At 34.9% G+C, this 20658-nt stretch carries 22 protein-coding genes; 11 read left to right on the forward strand and 11 right to left on the reverse strand.

Features of this window, described 5'->3' with window-relative positions; genetic code table 11:
• Position 1: 1 nt before the first annotated feature.
• The 6 genes from proC to nusB all read right to left on the reverse strand — a co-directional run bounded on the left by proC (position 2) and on the right by nusB (position 4320).
• Positions 2 to 808 carry a pyrroline-5-carboxylate reductase gene (gene proC, locus NO995_RS01380; RefSeq protein WP_258225982.1) on the reverse strand — a complete coding sequence of 269 codons (807 nt, stop codon included), beginning with the start codon at positions 806 to 808 and terminating at the stop codon, positions 2 to 4.
• Positions 809 to 926: 118 nt separating this feature from the next.
• Positions 927 to 1118, reverse strand: a complete 192-nt coding sequence (locus tag NO995_RS01385) for a hypothetical protein (RefSeq protein ID WP_258225983.1) — start codon at positions 1116 to 1118, stop codon at positions 927 to 929.
• 30 nt (positions 1119 to 1148) lie between these two features.
• Positions 1149 to 1589: a GNAT family N-acetyltransferase gene (locus tag NO995_RS01390; RefSeq protein WP_258225984.1), complete on the reverse strand. Its 441-nt coding sequence runs from the start codon at positions 1587 to 1589 to the stop codon at positions 1149 to 1151.
• Positions 1590 to 2479: 890 nt separating this feature from the next.
• Positions 2480 to 2773: a preprotein translocase subunit YajC gene (gene yajC / locus NO995_RS01395; protein WP_240571452.1), complete on the reverse strand. Its 294-nt coding sequence runs from the start codon at positions 2771 to 2773 to the stop codon at positions 2480 to 2482.
• Positions 2774 to 2821: 48 nt separating this feature from the next.
• The gene (locus NO995_RS01400; RefSeq protein WP_240571455.1) at positions 2822 to 3277 is read right to left on the reverse strand and encodes a DUF1573 domain-containing protein; all 456 of its coding nucleotides are present in this window, start codon (positions 3275 to 3277) and stop codon (positions 2822 to 2824) included.
• A 131-nt stretch (positions 3278 to 3408) separates the two neighbouring features.
• A complete protein-coding gene (gene nusB / locus NO995_RS01405) occupies positions 3409 to 4320 on the reverse strand; it encodes a transcription antitermination factor NusB (RefSeq protein ID WP_240571457.1) in 912 nt (303 codons plus the stop codon).
• A gap of 299 nt (positions 4321 to 4619) precedes the next feature.
• Here nusB and NO995_RS01410 point away from each other — a divergent pair, with 299 nt between their 5' ends.
• The 3 genes from NO995_RS01410 to NO995_RS01420 all read left to right on the forward strand — a co-directional run bounded on the left by NO995_RS01410 (position 4620) and on the right by NO995_RS01420 (position 9518).
• Positions 4620 to 6377, forward strand: a complete 1758-nt coding sequence (locus tag NO995_RS01410; protein WP_258225985.1) for an ABC transporter ATP-binding protein — start codon at positions 4620 to 4622, stop codon at positions 6375 to 6377.
• A gap of 163 nt (positions 6378 to 6540) precedes the next feature.
• Positions 6541 to 6924, forward strand: a complete 384-nt coding sequence (locus NO995_RS01415) for a PUR family DNA/RNA-binding protein (protein WP_240571461.1) — start codon at positions 6541 to 6543, stop codon at positions 6922 to 6924.
• Between the two features lie 89 nt (positions 6925 to 7013).
• Positions 7014 to 9518 carry a M14 family metallopeptidase gene (locus tag NO995_RS01420; RefSeq protein ID WP_258225986.1) on the forward strand — a complete coding sequence of 835 codons (2505 nt, stop codon included), beginning with the start codon at positions 7014 to 7016 and terminating at the stop codon, positions 9516 to 9518.
• Between the two features lie 53 nt (positions 9519 to 9571).
• Here NO995_RS01420 and NO995_RS01425 read toward each other — a convergent pair whose 3' ends face one another.
• Positions 9572 to 9907: a tRNA-binding protein gene (locus NO995_RS01425; RefSeq protein WP_258225987.1), complete on the reverse strand. Its 336-nt coding sequence runs from the start codon at positions 9905 to 9907 to the stop codon at positions 9572 to 9574.
• 46 nt (positions 9908 to 9953) lie between these two features.
• On the opposite strand from NO995_RS01425, the gene NO995_RS01430 reads away from it, so the two are divergent.
• Positions 9954 to 10511: a thioredoxin family protein gene (locus tag NO995_RS01430; RefSeq protein ID WP_258226885.1), complete on the forward strand. Its 558-nt coding sequence runs from the start codon at positions 9954 to 9956 to the stop codon at positions 10509 to 10511.
• Here NO995_RS01430 and NO995_RS01435 read toward each other — a convergent pair.
• The 3 genes from NO995_RS01435 to NO995_RS01445 form a co-directional block, all read right to left on the reverse strand.
• Positions 10508 to 10993, reverse strand: coding sequence for a GNAT family N-acetyltransferase (locus NO995_RS01435; RefSeq protein ID WP_258225988.1), 486 nt, complete (start codon positions 10991 to 10993; stop codon positions 10508 to 10510). The genes NO995_RS01430 and NO995_RS01435 overlap by 4 nt on opposite strands.
• A 117-nt stretch (positions 10994 to 11110) precedes the next feature.
• On the reverse strand, positions 11111 to 12043 hold the full coding sequence (locus NO995_RS01440) for a peptidylprolyl isomerase (RefSeq protein WP_240571469.1): 933 nt from the start codon (positions 12041 to 12043) through the stop codon (positions 11111 to 11113).
• Between the two features lie 294 nt (positions 12044 to 12337).
• Positions 12338 to 14536, reverse strand: coding sequence for an ATP-dependent DNA helicase RecQ (locus NO995_RS01445; RefSeq protein WP_240571473.1), 2199 nt, complete (start codon positions 14534 to 14536; stop codon positions 12338 to 12340).
• Positions 14537 to 14749: 213 nt separating this feature from the next.
• Here NO995_RS01445 and NO995_RS01450 point away from each other — a divergent pair, with 213 nt between their 5' ends.
• The 7 genes from NO995_RS01450 (at position 14750) to NO995_RS01480 (ending at position 19738) form a co-directional block, all read left to right on the forward strand.
• On the forward strand, positions 14750 to 15715 hold the full coding sequence (locus tag NO995_RS01450; protein ID WP_240571474.1) for an SIS domain-containing protein: 966 nt from the start codon (positions 14750 to 14752) through the stop codon (positions 15713 to 15715).
• Positions 15715 to 16551, forward strand: a complete 837-nt coding sequence (gene tatC / locus NO995_RS01455; protein ID WP_240571477.1) for a twin-arginine translocase subunit TatC — start codon at positions 15715 to 15717, stop codon at positions 16549 to 16551. Before NO995_RS01450 ends, tatC begins: the two co-directional genes overlap by 1 nt.
• 103 nt (positions 16552 to 16654) lie before the next feature.
• Positions 16655 to 17014 (forward strand): carboxymuconolactone decarboxylase family protein, encoded by a 360-nt coding sequence (locus tag NO995_RS01460; protein WP_258225989.1) that lies wholly within the window; start codon positions 16655 to 16657, stop codon positions 17012 to 17014.
• A 124-nt stretch (positions 17015 to 17138) separates the two neighbouring features.
• On the forward strand, positions 17139 to 17879 hold the full coding sequence (gene lptB, locus NO995_RS01465; RefSeq protein WP_240571479.1) for an LPS export ABC transporter ATP-binding protein: 741 nt from the start codon (positions 17139 to 17141) through the stop codon (positions 17877 to 17879).
• Positions 17880 to 18204: 325 nt separating this feature from the next.
• A complete protein-coding gene (locus tag NO995_RS01470; protein ID WP_258225990.1) occupies positions 18205 to 19065 on the forward strand; it encodes an SPFH domain-containing protein in 861 nt (286 codons plus the stop codon).
• Positions 19066 to 19067: 2 nt separating this feature from the next.
• Positions 19068 to 19559: a hypothetical protein gene (locus NO995_RS01475; RefSeq protein WP_258225991.1), complete on the forward strand. Its 492-nt coding sequence runs from the start codon at positions 19068 to 19070 to the stop codon at positions 19557 to 19559.
• A 2-nt stretch (positions 19560 to 19561) separates the two neighbouring features.
• Positions 19562 to 19738, forward strand: a complete 177-nt coding sequence (locus NO995_RS01480) for an Arc family DNA-binding protein (RefSeq protein WP_240571483.1) — start codon at positions 19562 to 19564, stop codon at positions 19736 to 19738.
• A gap of 19 nt (positions 19739 to 19757) precedes the next feature.
• Here NO995_RS01480 and NO995_RS01485 read toward each other — a convergent pair whose 3' ends face one another.
• Positions 19758 to 20636: a DUF808 domain-containing protein gene (locus tag NO995_RS01485; RefSeq protein ID WP_258225992.1), complete on the reverse strand. Its 879-nt coding sequence runs from the start codon at positions 20634 to 20636 to the stop codon at positions 19758 to 19760.
• Positions 20637 to 20658 lie beyond the last annotated feature (22 nt).

The raw sequence follows: 20658 nt of genomic DNA on the forward strand, positions 1-20658 counted from the left end.
TTTAATATTCTTTACCTAATTCTACTGCCCTGTTAAAAGCAGCAAATGCAGCATCTTTAATTAATTCGTTTACATTATTGTCTTCCATCGAGTCTAATGCTGCTCGTGTTGTTCCTCCTTTTGAAGCTACGCGTTCCATCCATGAATTAGGTGATAAGTTGGATTGATTGAACAGCTCGACAGCTCCTGTAAAGGTTTGTCTTACCAAAATGGTAGAATCCTCTTTTGAAAAGCCCATTTGCAGCGCAGCTTCCATCATACTTTGCATAAAGTAGAAAACGTAAGCCGGACCACTACCCGAAATACCTGTAGAAGCATCGATAAATTGCTCGTTGCTTACCTGAATGGATTTTCCGGTGGTATCTAATAAACTCTCTACGGTTAACATTTCAATTCTTGAAACGTCAGGAGAAATAACATACGATGTTAATCCTTTACCTATTTGTGCCGGTAAATTTGGCATGGCTCTAACAATTTTTGTTAAGCCTGTAATCTCTTGTATAGATGTGATGGTCACACCTGCCATAATGGAAACAAGTATTTGCTGCGAATTTACAAGCGGTTTAATGGCTTTAAATACGCCTTCGGCATGGTATGGTTTAACCGCGATAAAGATAATGTCAGCCTGTGGCACACAATCTTTAAGTTCACTAAAGGCATCAAAGTGTGAAATTTGATGAAGCTCTTCAAGCTTCTCTTCAGACTTATCTAAAACCATAATGTTTTTCTTTTTTAACAGTTTGGATTTAGACATCCCTTCAGCATAGGTTAATCCCATGTTACCTGCTCCAATTACTAGTACTTTCATGTGTTGTTTGTTTACTTATTTTTTGTTTAGTGATTAGACATAACGCTTCGGTAGAAGCCAATTACAGCAACTACTTAAAGCCATTAGTTATTTATATTTAATATGTTATGATTGAATGTTAAACAAAAAGCATGCAGTCGTTACAATCTTTAACTTCACCGTAATAAGTCTCACGATATTTGTGAAGCGTTGCAATAGGCAGGCCTAATAAGTATCTTTTGATGTAAGTGACTTTAGTGGTTAACTCACCCATTTTAACTGTATGGCGCTTTTCGTATTTCGTTTCTCTTTTGATATATAAAATTTTCATCTTTCGTTGTTTGTTTGTAATTAATAAAACCTAGTCTTTAACCAGTCGCATTTCGATATTTCGGGGTTTAAACCCTTGTTTTTCGAATAATTTAATTACCGGATTATCTTTATTTATATGAATTGAAATATCGCCATCACAATACGTTTTTGTATACTTAATTAATTCGCTTCCAATACCTTGATCTCTATACTCTTCCTTTACGGCAATATAAACCAGAATATTCTCGGGAATATACTCGTTCATACCCGTACGGTTTACTACCGTTGCACCAATAATCTCGTTATGCTGTTCTACAACAAATACATAACCTCCCAACCCGGGAATTTCTTTGCCGGCATACAGAATAGATTTCTTTATAGCACTTTTTGTATCTCTGAATTCTCCTGAATAACGGTACAAAAAATTAGTTATTCGATTGATATCAATAATTGACAGCCTCGAAAAGGCATCAAAAGTTTTAATAGTCATTAACAGATATATGTTTTTAGCACACCTGATGCTCAGACGCGCAATAATCATATTAGAATTAATTAAAGCTGCAGATACTTAAAAAACTTAAATATCTAAAGGCGATAACGTGTTCGGGTAAGACAAAAATGTCTTACAAATAGAATACTTAATTGGAAGTGCTAGGAGGAATAAATTTATCGGACTGGTTTCTAAAAACTAGAAAGTTAAAATTAAAAATTCTGTTGTTTTGTATTTCATGAATCCCTTTTTCCATACTGCAAATGTACGAAAACACAAGGCTTTACGCAAATCGAAGACGTTAAGACAAGGCTAAGATGTTGTTAACAGCTGTTAATTTGTTGTCGATATTTCACTTGCTTTTCGAATGATTTCTTACAAATAAGAATACCCTCTAAAACGTGTAACCATAACACTTAACAAAGATTATGTAAAATAGATTTAGAACAGAAAAACAGCCCTCGAAAAATCCAGATAAAACGAAAGGAAAAAAAATTTAAAAAAAATTTAATGTACGACCATTTTAACACTATTTGACGGATTAAACACGTTGAATCTACAAACTTAAGATTTGCTTTTATTAGCTAAACCGGGTAATTTCTTCTTCTTTAAAACCTGATAAAAGAATTTATCGAAAGATGAAGCTACAACAGTATAGTCGGCTTGATATCCATCATCATTTTAAAACTCATAAAAACAAATTAAGTTGATAACCATTAAAAAAATAGTACAGAAACGGCTTTCATAGATTTAGGGGTTTGTTAGACACTTACCTTAAGTTTTCTGTAAGCAAGACACCTAAGTAAAATTACCCTACCCCATACCTGATTTTGACAAATAAAAAAGGCCTTCCTGTTGGAAAGCCTTTTTTATATTAATTGAGTAACGAATTACTTTTTAGTTTCTACAGGATTTAGTTTTGCACTTAATTCCATTGAAATAGCTGAAAGTTCAAACTTAACTTTACCAGACAACGTTTCAATAACGCAACTTCCGTCCTTATCGTTAAGTTCCAAAATTTTACCGTGCATACCGCTTTTGGTAATTACTTTGTCGCCCTTTTTTAATTCTGAAGCGAATTTTTTCTCTTTCTTAGCCTTTTTCATTTGTGGTGCAATCATAAAGAAATATACCACCGCAAACATTAGTAAAAACGGTAAAAACTGACCGATTCCTTCTCCCATTATTTTATGTATTTAAATTGCTGCCTGAACAGCTTGGTTACTTTTTAATTACTGAGCAGCGTCAGGTTTTACGAAAGCTGTAATTTTTACAATCTCCGAACCTTTTTCTGTATTTGCTGTTACAGTAATAGTTTTTGAAATTTTATTAGCACCACTACCATTAAACTTCACTGAAAACTCAGCTGTTTCACCCGGAGCTAAAGGTTCTCTACTCCAGTCTTTTGGCACAGTACATCCGCAAGAACTTTTGATATCTGTAATAACTAAAGGAGCCTCACCAACGTTCTTATATGTAAAAGTTGTTTCAACTGGCGTTCCTTTTTCAATTTCACCAAAATCGTGCTCTGTTTCGTTAAACTCAATTTTTGGGAATTTTGATGCTACTGCATCTCTTTCAGCCGCAGCAATTACATTAGCCTCTTCTATTTTTTGAGCAGCGTTTTCTTTGCAAGATGTAAATGCTATTAAGCTTAATGCACTTAATCCTAATATTAATTTCTTCATTGTAAAATTTATTTAGTATTAATGATGTAAAAATAGAAATTATTTACCCGTTTAAAAACTTTTGTTTATGCGTTAACACTATTTTACTTAAAAATGATTTTTTATTTCTATTCTGACTTTACTAAAGTCTTCTACATCAAGCCGCGCCCTACTTTATTAAGGGTTCCGGCATCTTCATACTCTTTTACAAGTTTATCTAAAATACCATTAATAAAAATGCTACTCTTAGGCGTCGAGTATTCTTTCGCGATTTCTAGATATTCGTTGATGGTAACTTTTACAGGAATAGACGGGAAATGCTTAATCTCGCTAATAGCCATTTGAAGTAACACATAATCAATATTCGCAATACGATCGGAATCCCAGTTTTGAGTTTTTTCATCGATTTCCTTATTAACCGCTGTACGGTTTAATAAGGTCTTTTTGAATAAATCGATAGCAAACTGCTTATCGTCTAAATCTTTGTAAAGTTTTGGTGTAAAATGTGTCTCTGAAGACGATGGCTTCACCTTACGTAATAACTTTAAAATAGTCGTGTTAACGGTTGGAAGATCGTCTAACCAGGTTAAATTTTTATCTTCCAGATATTCGTAAAGCTTTTCGTTAGGGGCTATAATATCTTTAAATACATCAACGATAAATTCTTTATCTTCTTTAAAGTCAGACACACGTGTTTTCATGTATTCTTCATACAATTCACTCGATGTAATGGCTTTAAAAATAACCTCTACATACTCGTCGTCTAACTGCCAGTTATTAATGTTATGAACCTCTAACTGATTTTTCAACTGATAATTCTCCTGAAGCAGATTCAGTACCTCATTATTAACAAACTTACGGTTTGGATCTTTATCCTCTTTAGTTGCTAAAATTTTGTTTTGCTTTTTTACTAAGTCGCTTTCAGCGCGTTTTTGCACCTCCAGAAGTAGGGAAATACTCAATAAGTACAAATTGTACATATTGTCTATGCTAAACAGTAAAAACTTTTGATCTTTACTAAAATCGTCACTTTCTCCTCCTTTATAAGCATAAAGGGTTTGCATTACTTTTACACGTATATGTCTTCTGTTTAACATAATTACAAGGAACTTAAATTTATTTTAACCTAAAAACTCATTTGGTTTCAGGCTGCAAAAATAATACTATTTTCAAACATTTACTTCATGTTTTTGGTTATTTCTTCATTTTAAGCTTAACCCAAAATTATAACGCCCTTTTCTATAGGAACTTTAAACTATATTTAACAAAAGGCTTACAGCTTCATTCTGCTTTTGTTGTTTGAATCGTGTATATTTGCCTGTTAGTATATAAAATACATCTTCATAGCAGATTATCTATTTCAATGAAAGAATTACAGCACTTAAATAAATACTTTTTAAAATATAAAACGAAGTTAATTCTGGGGATTTTAATCACCATTATTGCTCGTATTTTTTTACTTTATACTCCTCGTTATGTTCGCAAAATATTTGTTGTTGTAGAAAATTATCTTGATGGTAAAATTACAGAACAAATAATAAAAAGTGAACTTATTGAAATTATCCTTTACATTGTAGGAGCTGCTATTATTGGGGCTATTTTAACGTTTTTCATGCGTCAATATATCATTAACATTTCCCGCTATATTGAGTACGATTTAAAAAACGAAGTTTATGCCCAATACCAAAAACTTTCTCTTAATTTTTACAAGAAAAACAGAACTGGCGATTTAATGAATCGTATTAGTGAAGATGTAGGTCGTGTACGTATGTATGCAGGGCCGGCCATTATGTATAGTATAAATACTATTACACTATTCATCATCGCCATCATTTATATGTATAATGAGGCTCCGCTGCTAACTATGTATACTGTAATCCCATTACCTGTTTTATCTGTAGCTATTTACAAATTAAGTAAAGAGATTCATAACCGAAGTACAATTGTACAGCAATATTTATCAAAATTATCAACCTATACACAGGAATCTTTCAGTGGTATTTCGGTAATAAAAGCTTACGGTATAGAACCGCAAACCTCGAAAAACTTCGAAGTTTTAGCCGAAGAAAGTAAAAACAAACAGGTGAATTTAGCTAAAGTTGAAGCCTGGTTTTTCCCGATGATGATTCTACTTATTGGTACCAGTAACCTTTTGGTAATTTACATTGGCGGCATGCAATATATAAACGGACGAATAGAAAGTTTGGGTACTATTGCCGAATTCATTATATACGTCAACATGCTTACCTGGCCAGTAGCTACTGTAGGTTGGGTGACCTCAATTGTCCAGCAAGCTGAGGCTTCTCAAAAACGGATTAACGAATTTTTAAAAATTGAACCTGAAATACAAAACAATGTTGAAAACCATACCGAAATCACCGGTGATATCGTTTTTAAAGATGTTACATTCACCTACGACGATACTAATATTCAGGCTTTAAAAGGTGTAAGCTTCGACATTAAAAAGGGAGAAACTCTCGCTATTTTAGGAAAAACAGGATCAGGGAAATCGACCATTCTTGATCTTATTGGAAGGCTTTACGATATTAATTCGGGAGAAATAACCATCAATAAACGTTCTATTGAAAAACATAACTTAACCGATTTAAGAGACAGTATTGGTTATGTACCTCAGGATGCCTTCCTGTTTTCAGATACTATAAAAAACAACATTAAGTTCGGTAAAGAAAACGCCTCTGACGAAGAGGTTATTGAAGCTGCAAAAAATGCTCAGGTTCATAAAAATATTGTAAAATTCAACAACGGTTACGATACCGTTTTAGGAGAACGTGGCATTACACTTTCGGGAGGACAAAAACAACGTGTTTCTATTGCACGTGCCATTATAAAATCGCCTAAAATCCTGTTATTCGACGACTGTTTGTCTGCTGTAGATACCGAAACTGAAGAGAAAATCCTAAAAACACTGAATAAAATTACGAAAGACAAAACATCTGTGATTGTCAGTCATCGTGTATCTTCAGCTAAAAACGCCGATAAGATTATTGTTTTAGACGACGGTAAAATTGTTCAGCAAGGTACTCATGAAACGCTTATCAACGAAGACGGTTATTACAAACACCTTTATTTGAAACAGTTAAGCGAAACCACTTCTGCTTAAAAAATTAAATTATTAACAATCAACAACATAGCCTGGTTTTCTTTTAGGAAAATGCAACAAATATTGAGATTTTAAAAAGAAATCTTATAAAATGTTGGTTAATAACACTTTTTTTTAGATTTTTGGTACTGAAAGAATATTTAAATAATTTCTATTAACAACTATGAGCAATAATGACATGATGGAGAAAGAGGAGATTTTTTCTAAGGTATTAAGAGCAGGAAGACGTACATATTTTTTTGATGTGAGATCGACAAAAGCAGACGATTATTACTTAACCATTACAGAAAGTAAAAAGTTTACCAACGACGACGGGTCATTCCACTATAAGAAACATAAAATCTATATTTACAAAGAGGATTTTGCCGAGTTTAAAGAAATTTTAAATGAAATGACCGATTTCATAGTAAATGAAAGAGGCGACGAAGTGATTAGTGAGCGTCACCAAAAAGACTTCAAAAAAGAGTACGATACAGTAGCCAGTGAAAATGGTGAATTACACCAATCGACAGATAGTTTTACAGATATTGATTTCGACGATATTTAAGATAGAGTCAAATTAAAACATATAGAAAGTCATTAAGCATTAGTTTAATGACTTTTTTTATATTTATAACTTAACCTAAAAATAATTTAATGCGAATACTTTTACTCCTGCTCGTTTTTTGCTCTGCCCTATCCGCTCAAAACAACCTCGACCTAAATTATTATATCAATTCTAATGTTCCTTTAAACAAAGACATTCCAACCCCAAAAAGTGTAATAGGATTTGATATTGGTAAATGGCATGTATCACACGATAAAGTTGTTCAATATATGTATGCCCTTGCCAATGCATCAGATAGAATTACAATTGAAAACAGAGGTACTACTTTCGAAGACAGGCCTCTATTGTTATTAACAATTACATCTCCGAAAAATCATTCCAATCTAGAAAATATTAGAACGGAACATCTTGCCGCCACTGAAGCAAATGCCAATGAAGATTACAACCGGCCTTTAGTTGTTTATCAAGGCTTTTCTATTCATGGTAACGAACCTAGTGGTACCAATGCTGCCATGATTGTAGCTTACTATTTAGCAGCAGCTCAGGATGAATTCACTAAAGAATTATTAGACAACACCGTCATTTTATTCGATCCTTGTTTTAACCCAGATGGTTTGCAGCGCTTCGCCTATTGGGCTAATACCAATAAAAATATAAATTTAAGTTCAGACCCTAACGACAGAGAATATTCAGAAGTCTGGCCAGGCGGACGATCCAATCACTACTGGTTTGATATGAACAGAGACTGGCTACCTGTTCAATTACCTGAATCGCAAGCTAGAATAAAAACATATCATAAGTGGCTACCTAATATTTTAACCGATCACCATGAAATGGGCACTAATTCTACCTTCTTTTTTCAACCAGGAGTCCCTTCAAGAACCCACCCCCTTACACCAAAATTAAACCAAGAATTAACTCAAAAGATTGGGAATTACCATGCGGAAGCTTTAGATAAAATTGGTTCTTTATACTTTACCGAAGAAAGCTACGATGACTTCTATTACGGGAAAGGTTCTACTTTTCCGGATATTAATGGCGGTATCGGTATTTTATTTGAACAGGCAAGCTCCAGAGGTCATTTACAAGAATCAGATAACGGTTTAATATCATTTCCTTTCACAATTAGAAACCAATATTCCACTGCACTGTCAACACTAAAGGCTGCAACAGTATTAAGAGAAGACTTATTAAAATATCAACATGATTTTTACAATAACGCCAGAGAGGAAGCTTCAAAAGAAGCTAAAAAAGCTTTCATATTTGGTGATGAAAAAGACGCAGCTAAAACCAATGAACTTGCCAAAATTTTAGAACAACATCAAATTGAAATTTACAATTTAAAAGAAGATTTTATTGAAAATGGAAAATCTTTCAAAAAAGGCTATAGCTACATCATTCCTAAAAACCAAAAAAACATTCGTTTAATCAACGCTATGTTTGAAAAAAGAACGAGCTTTCAGGATAGTTTATTCTACGATATTTCGGCTTGGTCATTTCCGTTAGCCTTCAATCTGGATTATGAAGAAAACATCTCAACAAAACATTTGGGTAACAAAATTGACAACGTAACAAATTCAGAAGGACAAGTAAATTCAAAAAGTAATATTGCCTACCTTATGGAATGGCATGAATATTTTACACCTAAAATACTTAATCAGCTATTAAATCATAATATACGAACTAAAGTGGCCATGAAAACATTTAGTTTAAATAACAAAGAATATGACTATGGCACCATTTTAATACCGGTTCAAAATCAAAAACTAAATAGTGATGAGCTTTTTAACCTTTTAAACCGTTTAGCAAAAGAGAGCTATGTTAAAATTGATGGTGTAAATACAGGACTAACTAATGGTATTGACTTAGGTAGTCGTCATTTTAAAACTTTAAAAAAGCCTGAAATAGCCTTATTGGTAGGTGATGGTATTTCATCTTTAGACGCTGGTGAGATCTGGCATTTATTCGATACCAGGTATAATATAACTGCCACTAAACTTGATGTTAAAAATTTTGAAAAAGCAGATTTAAGCAGATATAATACCATTATCATTCCTAGTACCAACTCCTTGAGTAAAGACATTGCTGAAAAACTAAAAAAATGGACAAACTCAGGCGGTACCATCATTGGATTTAAAAACACTGTTAAATGGTTAAATTCGAATGAGCTTATTCAATTGGAATTCAAAAAACAAGAACACATCGCAGAAAATATTTCTTATGAAGACAAAAGCGAATTCCAAAGCGCTCAAAGTATTAAAGGTGCTATTTTTGAAGCTAAAACAGACCGCTCGCATCCAATAAATTTTGGATTTAAAAATGATAAAATTGCTCTATTTAGAAACACCACCATTTTCATTAAACCAAATAAAGACAGCTATAACAATCCCATTCAGTACACCGAGAAACCTCTTTTAAGTGGTTACATTTCAAAATCTAATTTGGACAGCTTAAGTAATACGGTACCTTTTCAAGTAAAACGCTTAGGTAAAGGTAAAGTCGTAGCATTTACAGATAATACTAATTTTAGAGCCTTTTGGTATGGCACCAACAAGCTTATGATGAATGCCATTTTCTTTAGAGAAGAATTCTAATCTGGTAAATACTTTTACATAAAACCGTTAAGCATTTAACGGTTTTTTTGTTTTTAGCTCACTACGCTACCATCCTTAACCTTTTTTTCAGGATTAAGTAATATAACATCTTTACCACTTACAGCTCCCAAAACTAAGCACTCACTCATAAAATTAGCAATTTGCTTCTTCGGAAAATTTACAACAGCAACAATTTGTTTGTTAAATAAATCTTCCTTTTGGTAAAGTGTCGTTATCTGCGCCGAGGTCTTTTTAATTCCCAAATCTCCAAAATCAATAGTTAATTGATAAGCAGGTTTTCGGGCTTTCGGAAAGTCGTTTACTTCAATAATCGTCCCGACACGTAAATCTATTTTCGAGAAATCTTCGAAAGTTATTGTTTGTTCCATTTCTCAAAAATATAAATAATTACGAACTTTGAATAAAATTAAAGCTATGGCAAACACACCTTCAAACATGATTCCATTAGGCACCAAAGCGCCACTTTTCTCACTTCATGACACGGTTAGTAACAAAATGGTAAGTTTAGAAAACGCTAAAGGAGAAAAAGGAACAATTATCATGTTTATTTGCAACCACTGTCCGTTTGTTATTCATGTTAACAGCACTTTGGTTAATATGGCTAACGCTTACGCGGAAAAAGGAATTAATTTTATAGCTATTTCAAGTAACGATGTTGTTAACTACCCACAAGATGGCCCGGATAAAATGAAAATACACGCTGAAGCTGAAAATTATCCGTTTCCATATTTATATGATGAAACACAGGAAGTTGCCAAAGCTTATGATGCCGCCTGCACACCGGATTTGTATGTCTTTAACAAGGATTTAAAACTAACCTATCGCGGACAATTAGATGATTCTAGACCAGGCAACGGACTTCCTGTTACAGGAGCTGATTTAGCATATGCTTTAGATTGTTTAATTGAGGGCATCGAAAATACACAGACTCAAAAACCAAGTATTGGCTGTAACATTAAATGGAAGCGTTAAGCCAGTTTCAACTCAAAAATACCAACATCTAACCAGGTATTGAATTTAAAACCAACTTCTTTTAAATGCCCCACCAGCTCGAATCCGAATTTTTCATGCAGTTTCACACTTGCGTCATTGGGAAGTGTTAAAACACCTAAAACAACACGGCAATCGGTTTGTTTTAATTGAGCAATTAGTTCAGCATAGAGCTTAGACCCTATTTGTTTTCCATGAGCTGAGTTCTTAACATAGACTGTAGATTCTAAAGTATGATTATAAGCTGGACGTTCTCTGAATTTTCCAGCATAAGCATAACCTAAAATTTCATTGTTTTCTTCGTAAACAATAAACGGAAAATCTTTACTGATACTGTGAATTTTCTCTTGAAATACTTTTAATGGTGTTGGTTCCAAATCGAAAGTTACATCGGTATTAATAACATAATAGTTATAAATATTCAACAATTGCTGCGCATCGGTATAATGAATAGGTCGTATCATTCTAAAGATATAAAATAAGGTTCCCTTCAAGATTGGTAAGTATCTCGAATTGAGTAAATATAAAAAAAGCACTTCAAAAATGAAGTGCTTTAACATATTATAAAAAAGAGGACTCTCTTATTTTACGTTCATTAATTCTACATCGAAAATTAAAGTAGCATTAGGAGGAATTACACCACCTGCACCGCGACTTCCGTAACCTAAATGACTAGGAATAACAAAACGCGCTTTATCGCCAACGCTTAATAATTGGATTCCTTCATCCCAACCAGAGATTACTTGTCCCATTCCAACAGGAAAATCGATTGGTTGGTTACGTTTGTAAGATGAATCGAAAACGGTACCGTCTGCTAACTGTCCTTTGTAGTGAACAGAAACATTTTTACCTTTTGTAGCTTTTGCTCCACTTCCTTTTTGGATGATCTGGTAACGTAAACCACTTTCGGTTTTCTCGAAACCTGTAGCTAATTTATCTAATTCTGCTTCGATAGCTGCTTTCTCTTCAGCTAAACGCTTCTCTCTTGAACCTTCAAATGTTCTAAACGCCTCAACAGCATTATAAGCTTCAGCTTCAGCACCAACTCTAACAATCTCTAAAGACTCGATAACATCACCTTGAGCAATAGCATCAACAACATCTTGTCCTTCTACCACTTTACCAAAAACTGTATGGTTGTTATCTAACCAAGGGGTTTCAACGTGCGTAATGAAGAACTGACTTCCGTTAGTTCCTGGACCTGCATTTGCCATAGATAAAACTCCTGGGCCATCATGCTTTAATTCCGGGTGAAACTCATCATCAAACTGGTAACCTGGGTTTCCAGAACCTGTACCTTGAGGACAACCTCCCTGAATCATAAAATCAGGAATAACTCGGTGGAATTTTAATCCGTTGTAGTAAGGTGTTCCCTGAGGTTTTACTTTATTCTCTAAATTTCCTTCTGCTAAAGCCACAAAGTTACCTACTGTTCCAGGTGTTTTTTTGTATTCTAAAGCCACAAGAATTTCTCCTTTTGTTGTATTGAATTTTGCGTATAATCCGTCTTGCATGGTTCTAATTTTTAAGAAAGTGCAAAGGTACTTAATTAATTATCATTTGACAATTAAGAGGTCTCAATATTATGCTTTTGTAAAAGAGCACTACCAAAAAAACGTATATTTCATACTATATCCATACTACATCCATACTTTAACCATAGCTCTGACTTAGTATATAATAACTGAAGTTTTCTTCATAAGAATGTCCATAAACAAATAAGTTTCAGAATCATAAGGACGCACACTAAGGAACACCTTTTAACTCTGAAACTTAACAACAAAATGGTTCAATAAAAAGAATGACAATTAATTGGCTACTTCGCTGATGAATTTTATACGGTATAAACGTAATTCCTCATCATCGTAATCGCCATCAAACTCTTCAATAGCCGTCGCTATATTATCGGTTGTTGAATCCATAAAATAATCGTGCAGTTCTTCCTGCTGGTCTTCATCTAAAATATCATCAATCCAGTAGTCGATATTTAGTTTGGTACCCGAATATACAATGGCTTCCATTTCTTTAATAAACTCATCCATTTGAAGACCTTTTGCCGAAGCGATATCGTCAAGCGGCAATTTTCTGTCAATATTCTGGATGATATATAATTTGTTTGCTGAATTGGTTCCTGTAGATTTCACCACTAAATCATCCGGACGAATGATGTCGTGTTCTTCAACATACCTGGCTATCAATTCCACAAAGTCTTTTCCATACTTTTTAGCTTTCCCCTCACCTACACCATGAACATTGGCTAATTCGGTTAAATTTATCGGGTATTTTAAAGCCATATCCTCTAACGACGGATCCTGAAAAATCACAAACGGCGGTACGCCTAATTTCTTCGCATTCTTTTTACGCAAGTCTTTTAGCATATCCATAAGTAAGGCATCTGCAACGGCTGCCTGCGCTTTTGCTGCTGAAACGATTGTACCATCGTCTACAGAACTATCGAACTCGTGATCTTCGGTCATCATAAATGATTCCGGAGTTTCAAGGAAGGCTTTACCGGCAGGAGATAATTTTATAACACCGTAAGTCTCGATATCCTTCTTTAACAATCCGGCAACTAATGCCTGACGTAATAAGGCCATCCAGTACTTTTTATCCTTATCCTTCCCTTTTCCAAAGAATGGCTGCTCGTTGGTTTTATGTGAATTAATTAAGGCATTTTCTTTACCCGTAATCACCTGAACCAAATCTTTAGATTTATATTTTTCATTGGTTTTGGCAATGGTTTCTAACAAAACTACCACATCGTCCTGTGCTTCGTGTTTCTTTTTCGGGTGTCTGATGTTATCATCCATATCCCCACCTTCACCGGTTTCGTTATCGAATTCTTCACCGAAGTAATGCAAGATGAATTTACGACGTGAGATTGATGTTTCCGCGAAAGCGACCACTTCCTGTAACAAGGCATGTCCGATTTCCTGTTCGGCTACCGGTTTCCCCGACATGAATTTTTCCAATTTTTCAATGTCTTTATACGAATAGTATGCTAAACAGTGCCCTTCGCCACCATCACGACCAGCACGACCGGTTTCCTGATAGTAACTTTCTATACTTTTAGGAATATCATGGTGAATTACAAAACGTACGTCTGGTTTATCGATACCCATACCAAACGCGATGGTTGCAACCACCACATCAACCTCTTCCATCAGGAATTTATCCTGAAAACTTGAACGCGACTTAGCATCTAATCCCGCATGATATGGCACCGCATTAATACCATTTACCTGAAGTACCTGAGCCAGTTCTTCAACGCGTTTTCTGCTTAAACAATAAACAATACCCGATTTCCCTGCATTTTGTTTGATGAAACGAATGATATCGGCATCAACATTTTTGGTTTTCGGACGTACTTCATAGTATAAATTAGGACGGTTAAAAGACGCTTTAAAGGTTCTTGCTCCCGTAATTCCTAAGTTTTTAATAATATCTTCCTGTACTTTAGGCGTCGCCGTAGCGGTAAGCCCAATAATGGGGATATTATCTCCTATTCGAGAAATTATGTGTCTTAAATTTCGATACTCCGGTCTAAAATCGTGGCCCCACTCACTAATACAGTGTGCTTCATCAATGGCCATAAACGATATTTTTACCGAACGTAAAAACTCAACATTTTCTTCTTTGGTTAAGGATTCCGGAGCCACGTAAAGTAACTTGGTTACCCCGTTAACAATGTCCTCTTTAACCCGTTTAATTTCTGTTTTGTTTAATGAAGAATTCAGCACGTGTGCAATACCTTCTTCATTAGAAACGCCACGAATGGCGTCTACCTGATTTTTCATTAATGCGATTAAGGGCGAAACAACAATGGCTGTCCCCTCCTGCATTAACGCGGGCAGCTGGTAACATAACGATTTCCCGCCCCCCGTTGGCATTATAACAAATGTATTGTTGCCCGATAATATACTTTCTACAACATCTTCCTGAAGTCCCTTGAATTTACTAAACCCAAAATATTTTTTTAGTGCAGAATGCAAGTCACTCTTTTCCATCAATCAGAAAACTTTAAAATTTATTTTAATTAATTATATCATGCCCCGTCAAACTCAAATTTGAATTGACTTTTTAATAGTGCATTAAGAAAACCCTCGTATTTTTTTCGTTAGCTTTGTAAAAAAAAATCGAAATTACTATAAAATTAAATTCTATTTACATTTAAAGTTAAGAATTTCTTCAAAAGCATCAACTAAAAAATTTCATAAATTTTGAATAACAAACATTCAATTATTAAAATAGCTAAAGAAACTATTGAAGCCGAAAGTCAAGCTATTTTAAATTTATCGAATCTTGTCGATTCTGATTTTGCCGAAGCCGTAGAGCTCATATACCATTCTAAAGGTCGTGTTATTATCACAGGTATTGGAAAAAGCGCCATTATTGCCAGTAAAATAGTTGCGTCGTTAAATTCCACTGGTACACCTGCTGTATTTATGCATGCTGCCGATGCCATTCACGGCGATCTTGGCTTAATCTTAAAAGACGATGTGGTGATCTGTATTTCTAAAAGTGGAAACACACCAGAAATAAAAGTACTTGTACCACTTATTAAGCGTGTAAACAATAAAATGATTGCCATTACTGGTAATAAAGATTCATTTCTTGGGCAACATGCCGATTACGTTTTAAACGCCTATGTGGATAAAGAAGTTTGTCCGAACAATTTAGCCCCTACCACAAGTACCACTGCTCAATTGGTTATTGGCGATGCTTTAACGGTTTGTTTGCTGGAATTACGCGGATTCACCAGTAACGATTTTGCCAAATTTCACCCAGGCGGTGCTTTAGGTAAAAAACTGTATTTACGTGTTCAGGATATTTCATCGGTTAACAAAAAACCAAAGGTTGAAGCCTCTACAAATATTAAAGATGTGATTATTGAAATCACAGAAAAAATGCTTGGAGTAACAGCCGTTGTTGAAAATGATAAAATTATCGGAATTATTACCGATGGGGATTTACGTCGCATGCTTACCAAAGTTGATAGTTTCGCAAACCTGACTGCCAAAGATATTATGGGTACCAACCCAAAACGTATTGAAGCGAGTGCCATGGCCATTGATGCTTTAGAAATTATGGAAGCCAATGAAATTTCTCAGATTCTGGTTGAAGACAACGGCAACTACGCTGGTGTGGTTCACATTCACGATTTAATAAAAGAAGGTATCATATAATGGCTAAAAAAGAAAAAAAGAATATAAATGAGATGTCTTTTTTAGACCATCTTGAAGATTTACGCTGGCACCTTATTCGTATCTGTGCCGGTATTATGATTGTTGCGGTTTTAGCCTTTACATTCAGTCGTTTTATTTTCGAGGATATTATTTTTGCACCCATTCGCATGAATTTCCCGACTTACGAATTCCTATGTAATATGGGACGCCTTATTGGTGTTGAGACTACGTTCTGTAACGACGAAATCCCGATGATGATTCAAAGTAGAACCATGGCGGGGCAGTTTTCTGCTGATATCTGGACCGCTATTCTGGCCGGTTTCATCATCTCATTTCCTTATACTATTTATCAGCTTTGGAAATTTGTTAGCCCCGGATTGCATGAAAATGAACGTAAACATTCCCGTGGATTTATCATTATCTGCTCGTTACTGTTCTTTTCAGGAGCGCTTTTTGGCTATTATATTATCACCCCATTATCTATTAATTTCTTAGCTAATTACAGCATTTCTGACGTTGTTGAAAATCAAATTGACATTAGCTCTTACATAGGCTTAGTTCGGTCGTCTGTACTGGCCTCCGGTTTAATTTTCGAGTTACCTATAGTTATTTACTTTTTAACCAAAATAGGTTTAGTAACTCCTGAAATATTAAAGAAATACAGAAAGTTTGCCCTGGTTATCGTTTTGATTTTATCGGCTGTTATTACACCTCCTGATATTGCGAGTCAGGTTATTGTAGCTATACCGATTTTAATTCTATACCAAGCGAGTATTTACATCTCTAAAATGGTTGTAAGAAACCAGAAAGCTGCAACACAAGCGGTGAGAAAATAACCCTTCGATACTTCGTCTATGCTCAGTACAGGCGGAGCTCAGGGTGACACTTGAATCGTAAAAAGTAAAAATATTAAGTATAATTAACTTTTATATAAAGAACATGTCTGATATCGTTTCTGAATTTAATGCATACCGTTCTAAAATGAACGACAAAATTCTATCTGATAACAATAAAGTTATTAAGCGAATTTTCAATTTAGATACCAACGCTTACGCGGAAGGTGCTTTAGATGTAAAAACCAAAGAATTATTAGGTCTTGTAGCATCGGCTGTTTTACGTTGCGACGACTGTGTAAAATACCATTTAGAAACCAGCTACAAAGAAGGTTTAACTAAAGCAGAAGTGGTTGAAGCTTTAAGTATTGCCACTCTGGTTGGTGGTACCATTGTTATCCCGCATTTGCGTCGTGCCTATGAATTCTGGGATGCCTTAGAAGGACAAGACGCCTCAAAAGAATAACAACAGTTAGTAAATTAAAAGAACGTATTTATAGTATTTTTCTATTTTTAGCGTTTTAACTTGAAAAGCAATTATAAGTTCAGATAAATCTGAACATTAAATTCTCACCTGGTGAGTTAAACATATGATTTTAAAAGCCGAAAATTTAATGAAGTCCTACAACGGACGAAAAGTAGTTAAAGACGTTTCTCTTGAAGTACACCAAGGGGAAATTGTTGGATTATTGGGACCTAACGGTGCCGGTAAAACGACGTCGTTCTATATGATTGTAGGTCTTATAAAACCTAACGGCGGACATATATTTTTAGATAATACCGAGATTACGCAATTCCCGATGTATAAACGTGCTCAAAACGGAATCGGCTATCTGGCTCAGGAAGCTTCTGTATTCAGAAAATTAAGTATTGAAGACAATATCTTAAGTGTATTACAGCTAACCAAACTGAGCAAAAAAGAGCAGCTCCATAAAATGGAGTCCCTAATCGAGGAGTTTGGTTTAGGACATATTCGCAAAAACCGTGGGGATTTATTATCGGGTGGTGAGCGTCGTCGTACAGAGATTGCCCGTGCTCTGGCCACCGACCCAAGTTTCATTTTATTAGATGAGCCTTTTGCAGGGGTTGACCCGGTAGCGGTTGAAGACATTCAGCGTATTGTAGCACAATTAACCAAAAAGAACATTGGTATTTTAATTACCGATCACAACGTACAGGAAACTCTGGCGATTACCGACAGAACCTACCTGATGTTTGAAGGAAGTATTCTCAAGGCCGGCGAACCTGAGGAATTAGCCAATGACGAAATGGTGCGTAAGGTTTACCTTGGTCAGAACTTCGAATTACGTAAAAAGAAAATCAGAGATTAAGTTCTCAATGACATATAAAAAAGTCCGGTTAAATCAACCGGACTTTTTTATTCATACTGACAAGAGCCTCTTCGAAAAAAATACTCACCAAAACGAGTTTCCTGTTTTATTCTGAATATCCTTTTTTCATATCACTTTCAAAAGTCAGATTCCATCATCCAATCCCAGCAATACTTTCTCCACATTTTGCTGCTTTCATCTCCTGTATAAATATCAAAACCAAAACCACAATTAAAACTAACTCCTTATAAATCTTAGACATAGGCAAAAAAAATTAAAAATATTTTCATATCTTTATGATATCATAATAATATCATATTTCATCATGAAAAAAGAAAAAGTAATTACTCCCGCAAATGGCTACATCATCTTATTTATTCTGATAGCCCTTTTACTTGGCTGCATTTTTCTAACTTTTACTAAAGAAGAACCTGCCTATTTATTAGTAAGCATTTTATGTGCGATCATTGCGCTAGGCTTTATAATGGTTCAACCAAACAGCTCTAGAGTGTTATTGCTTTTTGGAAAATACATAGGAACCGTTAATAAAAATGGTTTTTATTGGGTAAATCCATTTTATACAAAGAAAAAAATATCGTTGCGCGCCAGTAATTTTGATAGTGAACGCTTAAAAGTTAACGACAAATTGGGAAACCCTGTTATGATAAGTACCATATTAGTCTGGCGTGTTTCCGACACTTATAAAGCGGCTTTTGATGTCGATAATTATGAGAATTTCGTGCGTGTACAAACCGATGCGGCTGTTAGAAAATTAGCGAGTATGTATCCTTATGATAATTTTGCTGATGATGGTCATACTGAAGATATCACCTTACGTTCCAGTGTCAATGAGGTAAGCGAAACCCTTGAAAAAGAAATTCACGAACGTTTATCGATTGCCGGTATTGAAGTTTTAGAAGCCAGAATTGGCTACCTCGCCTATGCTCAGGAAATAGCAAATGCCATGTTAAAACGCCAACAAGCCACTGCCATAGTAGCTGCCCGACATAAAATTGTTGAAGGCGCAGTAAGCATGGTAGAAATGGCTCTTGAAAAATTAGGAGAAAAAGACATCGTAAATCTGGACGACGAACGCAAAGCTGCCATGGTTAGCAATTTAATGGTTATTTTATGCGGTGATAAAGATGCTTCTCCAGTATTAAACACGGGCACTTTAAATCACTAATTATGAGAGTTTTTGAAGAAGAACAACGGTTTACACAAACTTGGCTAATCCTGTTGTTAAGTATTTCTGCAATTATTTCAATTATAATAATAACCGATGGTTTTTTTAAGGGCAACATCCCTCTTAATAAATACGTAAGTCATATTATCCTTGTTTTAATAGCCTGTGGATTCATATTTATATTTAAATTAAAAACAAGGATTGACCATATTGGAATTCATTATCAATTTTTCCCTTTTCACTTAAAAATGAAAACCATACTTTGGGAAAACATCAAACAAGCCAAAACCAGAAAATATAATGCCCTAACTGAATATGGCGGCTGGGGTTTAAAATCAGGAAGCATTTTTGGAAAAAGGAATGGGCTGGCTATTAATGTTTCCGGAGATATAGGTATTCAGTTAATCCTTAAAACCGACAAAAAGATACTCATAGGAACACAAAAGCAAAATGATGCCAACATTGTTATTGCCAAGTACTCAAATAAAATATAACTATGTCTAAAAAAAAAGCTTTCGCATTGCGAATTAATGAGGATATGCTCAAAGCTATTGAAAAATGGGCTTCAGACGAATTTCGTAGCACCAACGGACAAATAGAATGGATGCTAAACGAAAGTCTAAAAAAAGCGAAGCGACATTTAAAAAATAGCGACTCGAAAGAAACGGGTTAAGCCTATCTAGGTTTGATCTTTATTGCTTTTTCAAGTTCTTAATAATCTTACTGAACACTTTCACCACCAACAAAGCCAACAATCCAACAACAATACCGATTGCAAAATCCTTAATAAATGCAGGAATCGATTCTGCAACATGATGCAAGGCTTCAATATTATGTGTAAATATCCCACCTGCAACTAAAAGCAAGGCAATGGTTCCTATGACCGATAAACTCTTAATCACTATCGGTAAGGCTTTTACCAGAACATTTCCCACATTAAATAACAGTCCCTTTTGATCGTCACTTTTTTGAATCAAAGCAAACCCCATATCATCCATTCTAACAATAAGTGCAACAATGCCATAAACCCCAATCGTTGCAATAATGGCTACAATTGAAACTACGATTACCTGAAACACCAAAGGTTCTCCTAAAACGGTTCCTAAAGCGATAATCACAATCTCTACCGACAAGATGAAATCTGTAAATATCGCCGATTTTACCTTCTTCTGCTCCGCTTTCAACTGCTCCTCCGGCGATAAATCTTCATGACTTACAGTTTCAACTTTATGTTCATGCGGAAAAAAATATTCCATAACTTTTTCAACGCCTTCATACGCCAGATAAACACCACCTAATATTAAAATAAGTGTTACCGCCCAGGGTAAAAACGTACTTAATAAAAAAGCAATTGGCAGAATAATCAGTTTATTTAAAAACGATCCTTTTGTAATCGCCCATAATACCGGTAACTCTCTGGACGATACAAATCCGGTGGCTTTTTCGGCATTTACTGCCAGGTCATCACCTAAGATGCCCGCCGTTTTTTTGGTTGTAATTTTACTCATTACCACTACATCATCCATTAATGCAGCGATATCGTCTAATAATGCGAAAAAACCTGAGGCCATAAAATTAATTCTGAGTTTAAAA

The sequence above is a fragment of the Aestuariibaculum sp. M13 genome (assembly GCF_024723255.1).
In the GTDB taxonomy this organism is placed as follows: Bacteria; Bacteroidota; Bacteroidia; order Flavobacteriales; family Flavobacteriaceae; genus Aestuariibaculum; species Aestuariibaculum lutulentum.

Excerpts from the sequence above, each read along its gene's own strand:
- yajC (WP_240571452.1), bottom strand. The coding sequence starts at position 2,773 with ATGGGAGAAGGAATCGGTCAGTTTTTACCGTTTTTACTAATGTTTGCG.
- NO995_RS01410 (WP_258225985.1), top strand. The coding sequence starts at position 4,620 with ATGAAAGAATTACAGCACTTAAATAAATACTTTTTAAAATATAAAACG.
- NO995_RS01470 (WP_258225990.1), top strand. The coding sequence starts at position 18,205 with ATGAAAAAAGAAAAAGTAATTACTCCCGCAAATGGCTACATCATCTTA.
- tatC (WP_240571477.1), top strand. The coding sequence starts at position 15,715 with ATGGCTAAAAAAGAAAAAAAGAATATAAATGAGATGTCTTTTTTAGAC.
- NO995_RS01435 (WP_258225988.1), bottom strand. The coding sequence starts at position 10,993 with ATGATACGACCTATTCATTATACCGATGCGCAGCAATTGTTGAATATT.
- NO995_RS01485 (WP_258225992.1), bottom strand. The coding sequence starts at position 20,636 with ATGGCCTCAGGTTTTTTCGCATTATTAGACGATATCGCTGCATTAATG.
- NO995_RS01400 (WP_240571455.1), bottom strand. The coding sequence starts at position 3,277 with ATGAAGAAATTAATATTAGGATTAAGTGCATTAAGCTTAATAGCATTT.
- NO995_RS01425 (WP_258225987.1), bottom strand. The coding sequence starts at position 9,907 with ATGGAACAAACAATAACTTTCGAAGATTTCTCGAAAATAGATTTACGT.
- nusB (WP_240571457.1), bottom strand. The coding sequence starts at position 4,320 with ATGCAAACCCTTTATGCTTATAAAGGAGGAGAAAGTGACGATTTTAGT.
- lptB (WP_240571479.1), top strand. The coding sequence starts at position 17,139 with ATGATTTTAAAAGCCGAAAATTTAATGAAGTCCTACAACGGACGAAAA.
- NO995_RS01475 (WP_258225991.1), top strand. The coding sequence starts at position 19,068 with ATGAGAGTTTTTGAAGAAGAACAACGGTTTACACAAACTTGGCTAATC.
- NO995_RS01420 (WP_258225986.1), top strand. The coding sequence starts at position 7,014 with ATGCGAATACTTTTACTCCTGCTCGTTTTTTGCTCTGCCCTATCCGCT.
- NO995_RS01430 (WP_258226885.1), top strand. The coding sequence starts at position 9,954 with ATGGCAAACACACCTTCAAACATGATTCCATTAGGCACCAAAGCGCCA.
- NO995_RS01390 (WP_258225984.1), bottom strand. The coding sequence starts at position 1,589 with ATGACTATTAAAACTTTTGATGCCTTTTCGAGGCTGTCAATTATTGAT.
- NO995_RS01460 (WP_258225989.1), top strand. The coding sequence starts at position 16,655 with ATGTCTGATATCGTTTCTGAATTTAATGCATACCGTTCTAAAATGAAC.
- NO995_RS01385 (WP_258225983.1), bottom strand. The coding sequence starts at position 1,118 with ATGAAAATTTTATATATCAAAAGAGAAACGAAATACGAAAAGCGCCAT.
- NO995_RS01415 (WP_240571461.1), top strand. The coding sequence starts at position 6,541 with ATGAGCAATAATGACATGATGGAGAAAGAGGAGATTTTTTCTAAGGTA.
- NO995_RS01480 (WP_240571483.1), top strand. The coding sequence starts at position 19,562 with ATGTCTAAAAAAAAAGCTTTCGCATTGCGAATTAATGAGGATATGCTC.
- NO995_RS01440 (WP_240571469.1), bottom strand. The coding sequence starts at position 12,043 with ATGCAAGACGGATTATACGCAAAATTCAATACAACAAAAGGAGAAATT.
- proC (WP_258225982.1), bottom strand. The coding sequence starts at position 808 with ATGAAAGTACTAGTAATTGGAGCAGGTAACATGGGATTAACCTATGCT.
- NO995_RS01445 (WP_240571473.1), bottom strand. The coding sequence starts at position 14,536 with ATGGAAAAGAGTGACTTGCATTCTGCACTAAAAAAATATTTTGGGTTT.